Source organism: Actinophytocola sp., from assembly GCF_009379765.1.
In the GTDB taxonomy this organism is placed as follows: Bacteria; Actinomycetota; Actinomycetes; order Mycobacteriales; family Pseudonocardiaceae; genus Actinophytocola.
On record NZ_WHTD01000011.1, the window covers coordinates 69,451 to 82,969 of the forward strand.

At 71.3% G+C, this 13,519-nt stretch carries 16 protein-coding genes; 3 read left to right on the top strand and 13 right to left on the bottom strand.

Annotated elements, in window-relative coordinates; genetic code table 11:
* The first annotated feature begins 6 nt into the window (after window positions 1–6).
* Both GEV28_RS05320 and GEV28_RS05325 read left to right on the top strand, forming a co-directional pair.
* Window positions 7–1,212, top strand: a complete 1,206-nt coding sequence (locus GEV28_RS05320; protein ID WP_291409199.1) for a glycosyltransferase — start codon at window positions 7–9, stop codon at window positions 1,210–1,212.
* Window positions 1,190–2,317 carry a nucleotidyltransferase family protein gene (locus GEV28_RS05325; RefSeq protein WP_291409155.1) on the top strand — a complete coding sequence of 376 codons (1,128 nt, stop codon included), beginning with the start codon at window positions 1,190–1,192 and terminating at the stop codon, window positions 2,315–2,317. Before GEV28_RS05320 ends, GEV28_RS05325 begins: the two co-directional genes overlap by 23 nt.
* 284 nt (window positions 2,318–2,601) lie before the next feature.
* Here the strand turns inward: GEV28_RS05325 and GEV28_RS05330 are convergent, their stop codons facing one another.
* From GEV28_RS05330 to GEV28_RS05360, 7 genes are all read right to left on the bottom strand, one after another.
* Complete coding sequence (locus tag GEV28_RS05330; protein ID WP_291409157.1) at window positions 2,602–2,727, bottom strand: hypothetical protein; 126 nt, start codon at window positions 2,725–2,727, stop codon at window positions 2,602–2,604.
* 238 nt (window positions 2,728–2,965) lie between these two features.
* Window positions 2,966–3,622 carry a dTMP kinase gene (tmk, locus tag GEV28_RS05335; protein ID WP_291409200.1) on the bottom strand — a complete coding sequence of 219 codons (657 nt, stop codon included), beginning with the start codon at window positions 3,620–3,622 and terminating at the stop codon, window positions 2,966–2,968.
* Window positions 3,603–4,178, bottom strand: a complete 576-nt coding sequence (locus tag GEV28_RS05340; RefSeq protein WP_291409159.1) for a PolC-type DNA polymerase III — start codon at window positions 4,176–4,178, stop codon at window positions 3,603–3,605. The genes tmk and GEV28_RS05340 overlap by 20 nt, the downstream gene beginning before the upstream one ends.
* Window positions 4,175–4,504 (bottom strand): hypothetical protein, encoded by a 330-nt coding sequence (locus tag GEV28_RS05345; protein WP_291409161.1) that lies wholly within the window; start codon window positions 4,502–4,504, stop codon window positions 4,175–4,177. The genes GEV28_RS05340 and GEV28_RS05345 overlap by 4 nt, the downstream gene beginning before the upstream one ends.
* Window positions 4,505–4,816: 312 nt before the next feature.
* Window positions 4,817–5,740, bottom strand: a complete 924-nt coding sequence (locus GEV28_RS05350; protein WP_291409202.1) for a hypothetical protein — start codon at window positions 5,738–5,740, stop codon at window positions 4,817–4,819.
* Entirely contained in the window at window positions 5,740–6,165 is a 426-nt protein-coding gene (locus tag GEV28_RS05355) for a lasso peptide biosynthesis B2 protein (RefSeq protein ID WP_291409163.1), read from the bottom strand. Before GEV28_RS05355 ends, GEV28_RS05350 begins: the two co-directional genes overlap by 1 nt.
* Window positions 6,166–6,176: 11 nt before the next feature.
* Window positions 6,177–6,428, bottom strand: coding sequence for a PqqD family protein (locus GEV28_RS05360; protein WP_291409165.1), 252 nt, complete (start codon window positions 6,426–6,428; stop codon window positions 6,177–6,179).
* Window positions 6,429–6,565: 137 nt separating this feature from the next.
* Between GEV28_RS05360 and GEV28_RS05365 the strand changes: the two genes are divergently transcribed.
* On the top strand, window positions 6,566–7,234 hold the full coding sequence (locus GEV28_RS05365; RefSeq protein ID WP_291409167.1) for a phosphatase PAP2 family protein: 669 nt from the start codon (window positions 6,566–6,568) through the stop codon (window positions 7,232–7,234).
* 52 nt (window positions 7,235–7,286) lie between these two features.
* Here the strand turns inward: GEV28_RS05365 and GEV28_RS05370 are convergent, their stop codons facing one another.
* The 6 genes from GEV28_RS05370 to GEV28_RS05395 form a co-directional block, all read right to left on the bottom strand.
* Window positions 7,287–8,591 (bottom strand): glutamate-1-semialdehyde 2,1-aminomutase, encoded by a 1,305-nt coding sequence (locus GEV28_RS05370; protein ID WP_291409169.1) that lies wholly within the window; start codon window positions 8,589–8,591, stop codon window positions 7,287–7,289.
* 3 nt (window positions 8,592–8,594) lie between these two features.
* Complete coding sequence (locus tag GEV28_RS05375) at window positions 8,595–9,152, bottom strand: dTDP-4-dehydrorhamnose 3,5-epimerase family protein (RefSeq protein WP_291409171.1); 558 nt, start codon at window positions 9,150–9,152, stop codon at window positions 8,595–8,597.
* Window positions 9,149–10,342 (bottom strand): polysaccharide pyruvyl transferase family protein, encoded by a 1,194-nt coding sequence (locus GEV28_RS05380; protein ID WP_291409173.1) that lies wholly within the window; start codon window positions 10,340–10,342, stop codon window positions 9,149–9,151. The genes GEV28_RS05375 and GEV28_RS05380 overlap by 4 nt, the downstream gene beginning before the upstream one ends.
* On the bottom strand, window positions 10,339–11,544 hold the full coding sequence (locus GEV28_RS05385) for a polysaccharide pyruvyl transferase family protein (RefSeq protein ID WP_291409175.1): 1,206 nt from the start codon (window positions 11,542–11,544) through the stop codon (window positions 10,339–10,341). The genes GEV28_RS05380 and GEV28_RS05385 overlap by 4 nt, the downstream gene beginning before the upstream one ends.
* Window positions 11,541–12,485 (bottom strand): glycosyltransferase family 2 protein, encoded by a 945-nt coding sequence (locus tag GEV28_RS05390; protein ID WP_291409177.1) that lies wholly within the window; start codon window positions 12,483–12,485, stop codon window positions 11,541–11,543. The genes GEV28_RS05385 and GEV28_RS05390 overlap by 4 nt, the downstream gene beginning before the upstream one ends.
* Window positions 12,482–13,519 (bottom strand): hypothetical protein (locus tag GEV28_RS05395; RefSeq protein ID WP_291409179.1); only part of this gene is annotated, 1,038 nt, incomplete at its 5' end. The genes GEV28_RS05395 and GEV28_RS05390, both read right to left, overlap by 4 nt.

Here is a 13,519-nt window from a genome sequence, read left to right on the forward strand (position 1 = left end):
GACGCACTGCGGGTGTTGGTGGTGCACAACCGGTACCGGTCGGCGCAGCCCAGCGGGGAGGACCGCGTCGTCGACCAGGAGCTCGCCCTGCTCCGCGACGCCGGCCACCACGCCGACCTGTTCGAACGGCGCAGCGACGACATCGCGGCGATGTCGTTGCCGCGCAAGGCGGTCGTGCCGCTGCGGGTGCCGTGGAACCCGGCGGCGCGGGCGGACCTCGCCGAGCGGCTGCGCGCCGAGCGCCCGGACGTGGTGCACGTGCACAACACGTTCCCGCTGCTGTCGCCGTCGGTGCTCTCCGCGTGCGCGCGGGCGGGCGTCGCGGTGGTGGCGACGCTGCACAACTACACCCAGGTCTGCCCGACCGGAACCCTCTACCGGGACGGCGCGGAGTGCCGGGCGTGCGTCGACCGGCTCCCGGTGCCCGCGGTGCGGCACGGCTGCTACCGGGACTCGCGGCTGGCCACCGTCCCACTCGCGGTCAACCTCGCCGTCAACCGCCGCCGCTGGTGGTCGGCGGTGACCCGGTTCTTCTGCATCTCCGCCGCGCAACGCACGATCCTGATCGAGTCGGGCATGCCCGCCGAGCGGCTGACCGTCAAGCACAACTTCGTTCCCGACCCCGGCGTCCACCGCACCGGGGCCCCCGACCACCTGCTCTTCCTCGGAAGGTTGACCGAGGAGAAGGGCGTTCGCCTGCTGATGACCGCGTGGGACCGGATCGCCGAACGCGGCGGCGTCGGGATACCGCTGGCGCTGGCCGGGGCGGGGCCGTTGCGGGACGAGGTGGCGGCGTGGGCGCGCGACCGGGACGACGTGCAGTACCTGGGCCTGCAGGACAGGGCCGGCTGCCGCGAGCTCGTCGCGCGGGCGGCCGCCGTCGTCGTGCCGTCGACCTGGCTGGAGACCTTCGGGCTCGTGGTCGTCGAGGCCATGGCCGCCGGCGTGCCGTCGGTGGTGGCCGGCCACGGTTCCCTCGACGAGCTGGTCACCGACGGGGTGACCGGGCTGACCCACCGCCCGGGGGACGCGTCGTCGCTGGCCGACGCGTTGCGCCGGGTCGTCGCCGCACCCCCGTCGCTCGGGGTCGCCGCGCGGCAGCGGTACGAGGAGGAGTTCACCCCCGCGGTCGGCCTCACGAACCTGCTGGCCGGCTACCGGGCCGCGATGTCCGAAGTGGAGGGTCGACGTGGCACGCAGACTGTGCGGTGAGGAGCACTACTCCCCGCCGCTGCTGGCCGTGGCGGGCTTCGGCCTGGCCGCCGACCGGCCGTTCCCGCCGGCGCCGCTGTCCACCGACGCCTGGCCGACGCTGCTGGCCGCGGCCCGCAAGCACCGGCTGCTCGGCCAGCTCCGCGCGGCGGTCGACGCCGGCGCGATGCCGGCCACCGAGATGCAGACCGAGCAGGCACGGGCGGTGCACCGCTCGGTCCTGCTGCGGGTGCTGTCGCTGGAACGCGAGCTGGTGACGGTGGCCGACGTGCTGGCCGACGCGGGGATCGAGACCCGGGTGCTGAAGGGCAGCGCGTACGCGCACCTGGACTACCTGAAGCCGGCGCTGCGCTCGTTCATCGACCTGGACCTGCTGTTCCGCCCGCTGGACTTCGACCAGGCCGTGACGGTGTTGGTGGAGACCGGTTTCACCCGCACCCTGGCCGAGCCGCGCCCGGGCTTCGACCGCCGCTTCGACAAGGGCACCACGCTGCGCGACACCGCCGCGGGCTTCGAGCTGGACCTGCACCGGACGTTCGTGCTGGGCCCGTGGGGCGTGCTGGTCGACATCGACGCGCTGTGGTCGCACGCCGACCCGTTCGACGTCGGCGGCCGGTCCCTGCGCGCGTTGTCCGCCCAGCATCGCCTCCTGCACGCGTGTTACCACGCCGCCCTCGGCGACTGGCCACTGCGCCTCGGCTCGCTGCGCGACGTCGCCCAACTGCTGCCCCGGGTGCCGGCGGCGGCACTGATCGACCAGGCGACGGACTGGGGCGTCCAGGCGGTCGTGGCGGCGGCGGTGGCCGACTCGACCCGCTTGCTGGGCCTCGCACCCGACGGCGAGCTGCGCACGTGGGCCGCGTCGTACGTGCCCACGAGGCGCGAGGAGTCGTGGCTGGGGCTGCACACCCACGAGGGCAAGACCTTCGCCGCGCAGGCGATCGCCACCCTGCCGGTACTGCCCGGCCTACGCGACAAGGCGGCGTACCTACGCGCCCTGGTGCTGCCGGACGACCGCTACACGGCGGGCCGGCACACCTCGGCCCTGTCCCGGTTCCGCTTCGGCCTGCGGGAGGCGTTGCGTGGCCGAGGCGCCCGGGACTGAGCACTCGGCTGACCTTTCGTTGCGCCCGGCGCGGAACTGGAGCTACGTCGACAGCCCGGTGCTGGCTTTACCCATGTCCCGCGCGCGGTAAACCCAACGAACACCAACGAGGGGGAGATCTCAGGAAGAGGGCTCACTGTCTCGGCGCTCCTCACTTCCACGACGCTGCCGATCAGGGTCTCCAGTTGATCTGTGATGTCGCGGATGTCTGCTGAGTCACGTTCGTCGACATCCGGTCCAGTTGTGGTCTTCGAGCCAGCGGAATGGAATTCTTGGGAGACCCGTCAGATGGCCGGGGCGTGGAGCCTCGGCAGGTCGGCCTTCGGGTCGTCCGGGACGGGGACAGCCAGCAGTTCGGTGGCGAGCTGGACGAACCGTTCCAGCGCCGGACGCTCGAACAGCACGTCCACGCCGTCGCTGGGTCGCCGAACATGACGTGGATGTCGTCGTCGCCGGTGAACTCGCCCCGCATGTGACAGGTGTCTGGGATGTCGAGCCAGACAGACTTCTCAGGCCGGTTGGCAATCATGCAGTGTGCTCCGCGGCCCGCTCACGGGCGTCCCACTCGGCCTCTTCCTTGGCGGCGATCGCGGCCATCTCGGCCAGCGCCTCGCTGCCGTCGACGCTGTACTTACGCATGATGGTGGTTCAACTCCCCTTCTTTCGTTGATGTGCCGCCTCGCTCGGCACGAGCAGCGTCATGAGACGGTCGCGGATGAGCGCCGCGGACTGCTCTGGTGGCCGGCTACTACAGTCCACCCGCAGCACGTCAAAGCCTGCCGCTTCCAGCGTTTCAGTTGCGTGCCGGTAGTACTCGACTTCCTTGTGACTGCTGCCGGAAGAGAGCTGGAAGCGGTTATGCGGTCCGCGCGCTTCCAGCCGCTCAGCGATCACGTCAGGATCGGCGTCCAGGATGACGGCGAGGTCAGGATGCGCAACCTCGTCGTTGATCTGCCACAAGTACTCGGGGTCTACGCCGTCGAAGCGCTGGATCACCAGGCCCGAGGCCGCGTAGCGGTCGGAGATGACGATGTGCCCGGTCTTCAGCAGCGGCTTGATCTCGGTCTCGACGTGGTGGTAGCGGTCGGCCGCGTACAAGCAGGCGAGCGCGTGTCCGGTGACGGTCTCGGTCAACTCCGAGGCGAGCGTGCCGATTGGTCCTGACGACGGCTCGGCCGTGACGTGGACGCATTTGCTTTGCGCCACAAGCATTTGTGCCAAATGGCGGACGATGGTCGTCTTCCCTGCACCGCTTGGCCCGTCCACGCTGACGAACAGGCCGCCATTAGAAGAGAGCAGGTTCATCACGATCACCCCCTGCCGGTTGATCGCGGAGCTCCTCGAGCGAGCGGCGGGCGGCCAGGAGCACGAACAACCTGGCCGCCACGATCGCGTCGTAGGTAGCGCGGTGCGGCTGGTCCTCGCCTTCAAGGCCGCTGGCGAGCTCGAACTCATCGACCAGTGCGCCGAGCCGGTACGTCTTTCGTCCCGGCAACAGCCGGCGGGCGAGTTTGAGCGTGTCGAACACCTCGGGGCACACCCAGTCCCCGAGCTTGCGCCGAAGAACGCCGACATCAACGTGGGCGTTGTGAGCGATGAGCGCCGAAGCCTCCAGCGCCTTCAGCACGTCGGCCTCGACGTCGGCGAACACCGGGGCGTCCACCACCTGGTCGTTGCCAATGCCGTGGACCTTCTTGGCGACGTGCGTGATCGGTCGATCGGGCTTCACCAACCAGCTCTTCGGCTCCCCGATTACCCCGCCCACGATGGGCACCGCGGCCAGCTCCACCAAATCGGGCGGCTGCTGGCCGTTGCCCTCGACGTCTACGACGACGTAGTTCAGCGTGGTCCAGTCCGTCATGCCGGTGTTCCCTTCCATCCAATGTCCGCGCGGCCATGCCGACGCTCGTGGTGCGGGTGGCGCTCATCGTGAACCTGGAAGCCGAGCGCGTGTTGCAGGAAGTAACGCGGTTGCTCGGAGGCCAGGCCGGACACGACGGCCGCCCGTTCACTGATGTCTACGACCTGAAGCTTGTCCGCCTCGGGCAACACGCGGGCCACCTGACGGACGTCTTCGGCGGTCGGCACGCGATGCGCCGCCGCGCAGAGTTCGAGCTGGCTCATGGGGCAGATATCGCAGAGTTCCCGTACCCCGTAGTGGCCGTTGTAGTCCGGCAGGCTATGCACGTATGACACGGCACATTAGGACGAACGGCTCATGCGAAGGTCATGAGGATCATCCTACTGGCGGGCCATTTGTAGCCGTCTCGTCTGCCGAAGCCCGCGCTCTCGGACCCTGCGTGTTTCGGGAGGGACCGACAGCGTGGCGGTGATCGCCGAGAAGATCGCCGAAGCCGTCTCGACGCCCGACGCAGCGTGGTGCTCTTCTCATTGCCCCTTGGGGTGATCGTCCCACCGTTCGGCAAGGGTTCGAAACCTCCTCGCAGGTCCACAGCCCCACACGACGACGAGAAGTGGCGCGGCGGCCGGATGCGGACGTCAGTGGTCCGTCACGGCTGACAGCAGGCCGGGGAGCACGTCGTCGGCGAAGGGTGGACCCCAGGGGATGGTCGCCTCGTAGACCGGGACGCGCTCCACCAGGTCGCCAAGGGACTGGAAGGCCTTGCTCATCGACTCCCGGTCGGTCCACCCGAGCACCCTCGGGTAGCGGCTCAGCCGGACCAGTGCCTCCGACAGGCCCAGCCTGCGGGCCACCACCGACTCGACCTCGCGGCTCGGGCGCGGGACGACGCAGGCCAGGAGCGGCAGCGGCTCGTCCGTCCACGTGCGGGGGCGCAGCGCCAGCCTGCCGTCGGCGGTCTCCCGCACCGCGGAAGGTGGGGCGGCGTCGGCGAGGTCGCGGGCGCTCGGCCGCAGCCGGTTCTCGGTGCCGCCCGGGTAGGCGATCATGCCGCCGGGCGCGACGTCCACCCGCAGCAGGTCGTCCGAGACCAGGCCGCAGCCCAGGTCGCACAGCGCGGCCGCCAGGGTCGACTTGCCCATCCCCGACGAGCCGACGAACGCCAACGCGCGGCCGTCGACCTGGACGGCGCTCGCGTGCAGGACGAGCTCGTGGCGCAGCATCAGGTGCACGGCAAGCAGCGTCCCGGAGATCATCACCGGCAGCAGGCCCGCGTCGCCGTCGGGATCCAGGTGCACGGTGATGTCGGCGAAGCGGGAGTCGCCGGCGAAGTCGCACAGGCCGGGATAGCGCAGCACCACCCCGTCGGCGGACCGGGCCAGGCTGTAGAACACCGTCCGGTCGGGCCGGCACACCTCCGCCAGCCGCTCTCCGGCCGGACGCGCCGCGGGCACCGGACGGTCCGGACCGCGACGCAGCACCAGGTCCGGCTGGCCCGAGCCGGCCGGCAGGGGCAGTGCGATGTCGCTCGCGACGACGAGGCCGTAGGCGGCGTAGCCCATCACGAGCGCCCGAGGGTCGCGAAGTCGGCCGCCGACGGGTCGAGCGTCCTGCCGTCGATCTCGAGCCAGGAGTGGGCCAGGAAGCCGGCGTCGTCCCGCCGCACGCCGATCCGCAGGACCGGCGACAGGTCACGCAGCCGGTGCCCGATCAGCAGGCAGCGCCGCAGGCAGGTGTTCCCGGCCGGCCACGACGCGACCATGAACCGGGAGGCGGACACCGCGGGCTTCGTCCTGCGCGGCAGCACGGCCTGCTCGGTGGCGGGCGGCGCCGCGCTGTCCAGGTCGTGGGCGATGCCCAGCCGGCGGCAGGTCGTGGCCAGGTCGCGGCGACGCAGCGACACCTCGATGCGGACCATCCACCACAGCGCGTACCCGACCTCGAGCACGACCCGGATCCGCCGGCGCAGTGACATCGGAGCAGACATCCCGGCCGACATCAGTGCAGCAGCTCCGCTTCGCGCAGCCGGCCGACGAACGCCTCGACGTCGCGGCGCGCGGTGGCGGCGTCGACCTCGTACTCGCCGACGATCACCTCGACGAGGTCGTCCAGCGACCGGTCCTCGCCGAGAAACTCGAAGACCCTCGTCCCGATGCCGGTCACCGAGAAGTACCGGGAGTTCGGCAGACTCAGAATGATGGTCTCGGCACCGATCGTGCGGGCCGAGATGTCGGTCGATCGCAGGCGCATGATGGATTTCCTCCCGGCTCCATATTGGATTCGGGTCGGCACCATCCACTGTTACCGCGCTCACCCGCACGCGAAACAAACGTGACCATTTCGACGATGATCCCGATGTGCGGGTCGGTTCGGAGCCAAGCGGCGACGTGCGTGCTCCGTCGGCCCTGCCGGCGCCGGTGCGCCGGCCACTCGCCGTCGTCGCGGCGGTCTCGGCGGTCGTGGTCGTCGTGCTTGGTGTGCTGTTCGCCAACTCCAGCACGGGCACGCCGTTCGACGTCTCGGTCCGGTCCGCCCTGCTGGATGTCGGCGCGCCATGGCGGCAGTTCTCCCTGATCGTGGACTGGACCGCGGAACCCGTCGGTGGCGCGGTCGTGTTCGCCACGCTGGTCGTCGTCTGCCTGAGACTGGGCCACCGCAGGGCCGCCGTGCTCGCCGTGGCCGGGCCCGCGGTGACCGTGGCCGTCACCACCGCGCTGAAACCGTTGGTGGGCCGCGAGATCAACGACGGCTTCCTCGCCTATCCCAGCGGCCACACGGCTACCGCGACGGCCGTCACGCTCATCGCCGCGCTCGTATTCGTGGAACGCCGCAAGATCGGCGCAGGGAAAGGCGTGCTGCTGATCGCCGTACCCACGATGGTCGCCGCGTTCGTGATGGCCTGGGCGCAGGTGCTGCTGAACGCGCACTACCCCACCGACACCATCGGCGGCTTCTTCGCCGCTTTCGCGGTCGTGCCGCCCACCGCATGGGTGATCGACCGGATCGCCGACCACCACGCGGCGAACCGGTCCTCCCGCGACTCCCGGATGCCCTGAACGCGTCGTTCTGGACGTTGGACGCCCCGAGCGCGTCGTTCAGGGCACGAGGCTAGGCGAACCTGCGGAACACCGGCTGCACCGGCCGGCCACCGGTCCACGCCAGGGGATCGTCGGCGTCGAGTGCCTGCCGGTACACCGCGCACGCGGCCGCCACGACCTCGACCGTGCGGTCGACATCGGCGTCCGACAGCGCACTGCTGACCACGAAGGACGGACCGATCACACCGCCGGTGACCAGCCGGCGCAGGAACAGCGTCCGGTACTCCTGGGACGGCTTGCCGGACGGGTCCAGGGTGGCGAACACCAGGTTGCACTCGCGCCCGCGCACGACGACGTGCTCGCCCACACCGGCGTCGGCGGCGACGGCACGCACACCCGCGGCGAGGCGCGTGCCGATCGCGTGCAGCCGGTCGGCGATGCCCTCCTCCACGTAGGTGTCCATCACCGCCATGGCGGTCGCGAGCGAGTGCGTCTCCGCGCCGTGCGTGGTGGACAGCAGGAACACCCGCTCGCGCGAGTCACGCAGCCCGCCGAGCTCCATCAGGTCGCGGCGGCCGGCGAGCGCGGACACGGCGAACCCGTTGCCCAGCGCCTTGCCGAACGTCGACAGGTCCGGGGTGACCCCGTACATGCCCTGCGCGCCGGCCTCGGACCAGCGGAACCCGGTGATCATCTCGTCGAACACCAGCACGACTCCGTGCTTCGTGCACAGCTCGCGCAGCCCTTCGAGGTAGCCGGCGGGCGGGTCCGTCTGGGTGGCCGCCTCCAGGATCACACAGGCGACCTCGCCGCTCGAGAGCAGCGACTCCAGCGCGGGAAGGTCCCCGTACGGGAACGCGACCGTGAGCCCGGTGGTCGCGGCCGGGATCCCGGCCGGCATGCCGGTGGTGCCGATGAACCAGTCGTCGGTGGAGAAGAACGGCTGGTCCCGGCAGATCGCCACCAGCGGGCGACCGGTGGCGGCCCTGGCGAGCCGGACCGCGGCGGTCGTGACGTCCGAGCCGTTCTTCGCGAACTTGACCATCTCCGCGGTCGGCACGGTGGCCAGGAACTTGGCCGCCGCCTCGATCTCGACCGCGCTGGGCCGCACGAAGTTGCTGCCCCGCTCCAACTGCCCGCGGACCGCCTCGACGACCCGCGGGTGCGCGTGCCCGAGGCTGACCGAGCGCAGGCCGGAGCCGTACTCGATGAACTCGTTGCCGTCCACGTCCCACACGTGCGCGCCCCGCCCGTGCGAGATCACCGGGGCCATGGCCTCGGGGTACTGGTCCTCGCCCTTGGCGTAGGTGTGCGCCCCGCCCGGGACCATGTCGTGCAGCCGCTTGTTCGCCTCGCGCGACTGGGTGAAGTCCATGGCTCAGGTCCTTTCCGGTTCTCGCGCCAGTGCCGCGGCGAGCGACGGGGCTCGTCTGTCCCGTTCGGACATCAGCCCGACCGGCAGCGGCCACGGGATGGCGAGCTCCGGGTCGTCGAACGCGATCGCCACGTCCTCGGCCGGGTCGTGGGCCCGGTCGATCCGGTACGACACGTCGGCCGGGTCGGTCAGCGCCTGGAAGCCGTGCGCGCAGCCGGCCGGCACGTACAGCGTGACCTGGGTCTGCCCGGACAGCCGGAAGTGCGCCTGGTTGCGGTAGGTCGGCGAGTCCGGCCGCAGGTCGACGACGACGTCGAACACGATGCCGTACGAGCAGCGCACGAGCTTGGCCTCGCCCGCGCCGGAGCGCAGGTGCAGGCCCCGCAGCACGCCGAGGCCCGAGCGGGACAGGGAGTCCTGGAGGAACCCGTCCGGGTCGATGCCGACCGACGCCACCACGTCCCGGTCGAACGTGCGGCAGAAGAAGCCGCGCTCGTCGGGGTGCGGGGTCGGCTCGAAGAGGTGGGCGCCGTCGATCTCGGGCACCGGAACGGCTCTCATCCGACCCCCTGGGGCTCTTCGGCACCGGCCGGCCGCAGGAGCGCGGACAGCTCGGCGAACTGCTGCTCGACCCGCCGGGCGACACGACGGTTGCGCTCGGCGAGCGTGGCCCGCAGCTCCGCGGCCCGGTCCTCGAGCGCGGTGAACCGCTCGACCAGCGCCTCGACGTCGACGGCCCGGGCGGACTGGCAGAACTCGCCGAGCCCGAAGTCCGCCATCATCACGTCGTTCTTGGCGGCGTAGCCGATCGAGATGGTCGGCTTCGACAGCTTCAGCGCGCACAGCACGTTGTGGTAGCGGGTGGCCACCACGGTGTCGACCGCCGCCATCTCCGCCATCAGCTCGTCCAATGTGGACACCTCGACCATCGAGACCGAGGGACCGACCGCCGCGATGATCTCCGCGGCCACGGACTCGTCGACCTGGTCGCCGGTGAACAGCCGCACGGTGCGGCCCCCGTCGACCAGCCGGCGCACGAACCGGGTCATGGCGGTCACGTAGGCGCGGTAGATCTCCTCGCCACGCTCGCGGTCGGAGTTGTTGCCGCGGTACGCCATGACCCCGACGCCCACGATCCCGGTCCCGGCCACCGGCTCCGGGGCGGGCACGCCGAACACGAGGTCCGGGTAGACCTTGTCCCGGGCGGTGTCCAGGCCCATGGCCCGCATCGCGTCCCTGGACAGCTCGTCGCGGTAGGAGCGGTAGGTGGCCAGCCGCGCCGCGCGGAGGATCATCGTCCGGATGGCCCGGCTCTCGATCCGCTCGGCGCCGACGCTCAGCAGCACGACCTTGGTCCGGAACAGCTTGCCGGACAAGCACATCAGCAGCAGCGAGTACGGCCAGCCCCACGGCCGGGTGGGCAGCGTGGTCTCCAGCACGCCCATGCCCGGCACGATCACCACGTCCTGCCGGCGCACCCAGGCGGCCGTGCGGAACGCGTCGACGAGCTTGCCGAACGCCTTGCCCGCCACCAGTCGCGGCCCCGACGCGGTCCGGTACTCCGCGCGGTTCCAGTTCAACCGGGTGGCCGGCACGTCGTACCGCTCGGTGACCTCCTCCGGCCCGCCGCAGAACGCGTGCAGCGTCGCGGAAGGGTGCTCGGCCCGCAGGTACCCCAGGACGGCGGCCAGCGAGCCGTCGTTGCCGAGGTTGCCGGTGCCCAGCAGGCCGAACAGGCCGACGGCCGTCACGACGCCCGCCTCAGGTCCGGTGGGAACAGGGCCGCCGACAGCACCGTGTACTGGTGCTCGAGGCCGGCCGCCCGCTCGGCCGACCGCTCGGCCAGCATCGGCCGGATCTGCCCCGCGCGGCGCTCGACGGCGGTGAACTGCTCGATCAGCCCGTCCACGTCGATGGTGCGGGCGTCCTGGCAGAACTCCTCGAGCCCCATCTTCGCCATGATGCGGTCGCTCTTGGCCGAGTAGCTGATCGAGACGGTCGGCTTCGCCAGCTTCAGCGCGCACACCACGTTGTGGTACCGGGTGGCGACGACCACGTCGACCGCCGCCATCTGCCGCATCAGCTCGCCGAGCGTGACGGTTGGTTCGTTCACCACCGTGGACGGATCGAGACCGGGGCGGTGTGCCCGCACGTCGTCCATGATCTCCCGCACGACCGTCTGGTCCGCCTCGTCGCCGGTGAACAGCCGTACCCGCCGACCCTCGTCCACCAGCCAGCGGACGAACCGCCGCACACTGTCTACATAGGAGCGATGGATCTCCTCGGCCCGGCCCCGGTCGTCGGTACTGCCGTGGAAGTCCATGACGCCCACGCCCACCGTTCCCCCGTCGACCGACCCTGGCGGCACCGGCAACGCGAACACCAGGTCGGGGTGAACGCCGTCGGCCGAGGTGTCCACGCCCATCTCCCGCATCGCGTCCCGGGACATGGCGTCGCGGAACGAGCGGTAGTGCGCGAGTCTCGCCGCCGCGCGATACAGGAACCGGAGCACCGGCTGGCGGATCACGTTGGCGCCGATGTTGACCAGGGCGACCTTCGTCCCGGTGATCCTGCCGAACAGGCACAGCTGGAACATGGAGAACGGGAAACCCCACGCGCGTATCGGAAGCGTGCTTTCCAGCACGCCGGTGCCGGGAACGATCACGACATCCTGGCGGCGGACCCAGCGCAGCACACCGACGGAGTCGCGGAACTTGCCGACGGTCTTCAGCACCACCCGGGCGGGCAGGCTCGGCCGGCGGTCCCTGGCGTAGTACCAGTACAGCTGGACGGCCGGGACGCCATAGCGCGCCGCGACCACCTCCGGACCCGAGCACAGGCAGCTGAGCTCCGCGTCGGGATGATCGGCCCGCAGGTAGGCGAGCACCGCCTCCAGCGAGCCGTCGTTGCCCGAGTTGCCCGCGCCGAGCAGGCCGAAGAGTCCGACCTTCACCGCGGCACCCTTCGCTCGCGACCCGGCACGATCCCGTCGATCGACACCAGCGCGACCTCGGGCGCCGTGCCCATGTCCTCGGTCGACGCGCCCACGCCCGCGCGGGCGCGGCTGGTCAGCCAGTCCTTGAGGTGGCGGTAGCACTGCCGCTTGTCCGCCGCGCTGATCGGCGCCCGCCGGATGAGCCCCGCCCAGCCGAACACGTACTCGGCGAGCAGCCGCGGCGCGGGGTTGAGGAACCGGTTGCGGCGCCTCGGGTCCAGGTTGACGCACCGGCTGTGCACGGTCGGGTTGGCGCGCTCGGCGCGGGTCGGGTGGTCGCGGCGGAAGTACAGCAGCTCGGGCACCTGGTGGAACGGCCCGTGCATGGCGATCTCCGCGACGAACGTGCGGTCCGCGTGGTGGTAGCTGTCGAGCGGGCGGACCTTGCGCAGCATGTCGGCGCGCATGACGCCGTAGAAGTCGTCGCCGCCGGGTGCGAACAGCAGCGCGCGGAAGCGTTCCGGCGCGGACGGGGAGTCGGTGGCGAGCCGGTAGTCGAACGGCTCGATCACCTTGCCGTGGCTGTCGATGGTCGCGTTCCAGGAGTGCGCGAGGATCGTCTCAGGGTGCTCGTCGAGCGCCTCGACGCACACCTTCAGCAGGTCGCGGCCGTACAGGTCGTCGTGCGAGGCCCACTTGAACAGCTCGCCGCGGGTCAGCGAGAACACGTACATGTGGTTGGGCGCGGCGCCGATGTTCCTGCCGAGCCGCTCGTAGCGGATCCGTGAGTCCTTCGCCGCGTACCCGCGGCAGATCGCCTCGGTGCCGTCCGTGGAGGCGTTGTCCGTGATGATCAGCTCGAAGTCCTCGTAGGACTGGCCGAGCAGCGCCTCGAGCGACTCCGCGAGGTACTCGTCGCCGTTGTACACGGGTAACCCGATGCTGAGTCGGGGAGTCATGGCGTCCTCATTTCCGTCAACTGCTGGTCGGGGTGGGTGGTGGCGGCGTGCTCCCGCAGGGCCGCCCGCAGCTGAAGCAGCCACATCGCGGCTCCGCACCACATGGCGATCGTGGATCCCCAGCTCGCCCCCACCGCGCCGGCCATTGCCGCACCGGCGAGGCCGCCGCCGAGGTAGCCCGCGGACGCGAACAGCTGGGTGCGCAGGCTGCGACGCGCGGCACCGAGCGCCCGCAGCCCGGCGGCGAGGCCGGCGATGAGACCGGCGGCGGTCACCGACATGGTGACGGGCAGGATCAGCGGCGACGCCGCCGCCCACACGTCGTCGAGCACGGCCTCGCCGACCGAGCTCGGCACCAGGAACAGCAGCACGAGACCCCACGCCGCGGCGGCGACCGCCTGCGCGCCGCCGAGCAGCAGGCAGAACCGCTCCAGCCGGTGCGGGGCGCGGCGCAGCACCCGCGCGGCCTCGGGCACGGCGACGAGGTTCACGCCCATGAGCAACGCGAGGAACGGCCCCAGCAGCAGCTCCGCGCCACGGATCGCGCCGACGCTCGACAGGCCGGCGATCGCGCCGACGCCGTACATCCGCAGCTGCGAGGCACCGCTGTTGCTGACGTTCTCCACGAGGTAGCGCGAGCCGAGGTCCCGGTGCCGGCGCAGCCACCCGCGCACGTCGCGGGGGCCGGGCAGGATCCCGCTCTGCAGCCAGCCGAACCCGGCCGCGACGAACGCCGACCCGCCCCAGGCGAGCACGAAGGCGGCGACGCCACCTCCCGCGGCCCCGGCGAGCACGAGCAGCGGGATCATCGCCGCGCCCCACACGAGGTCGTTGGCCAGCGCCTTGCGGCCCTGCCCCGCCGCGAAGAACGCGAACCGCCAGCTGTCCTGCAGCAGCAGGCCTGGGGTGACGACGCCGAGCGCGACGAACGCGCCGCCGAGCGTGCCGCCGATGGCGAGCCCCGCGGCCACACTGACCACGCCGAACGCCACCCCGACCACGATCGCGGTGCCGCTGGCGCGCGCCGTCGCGGC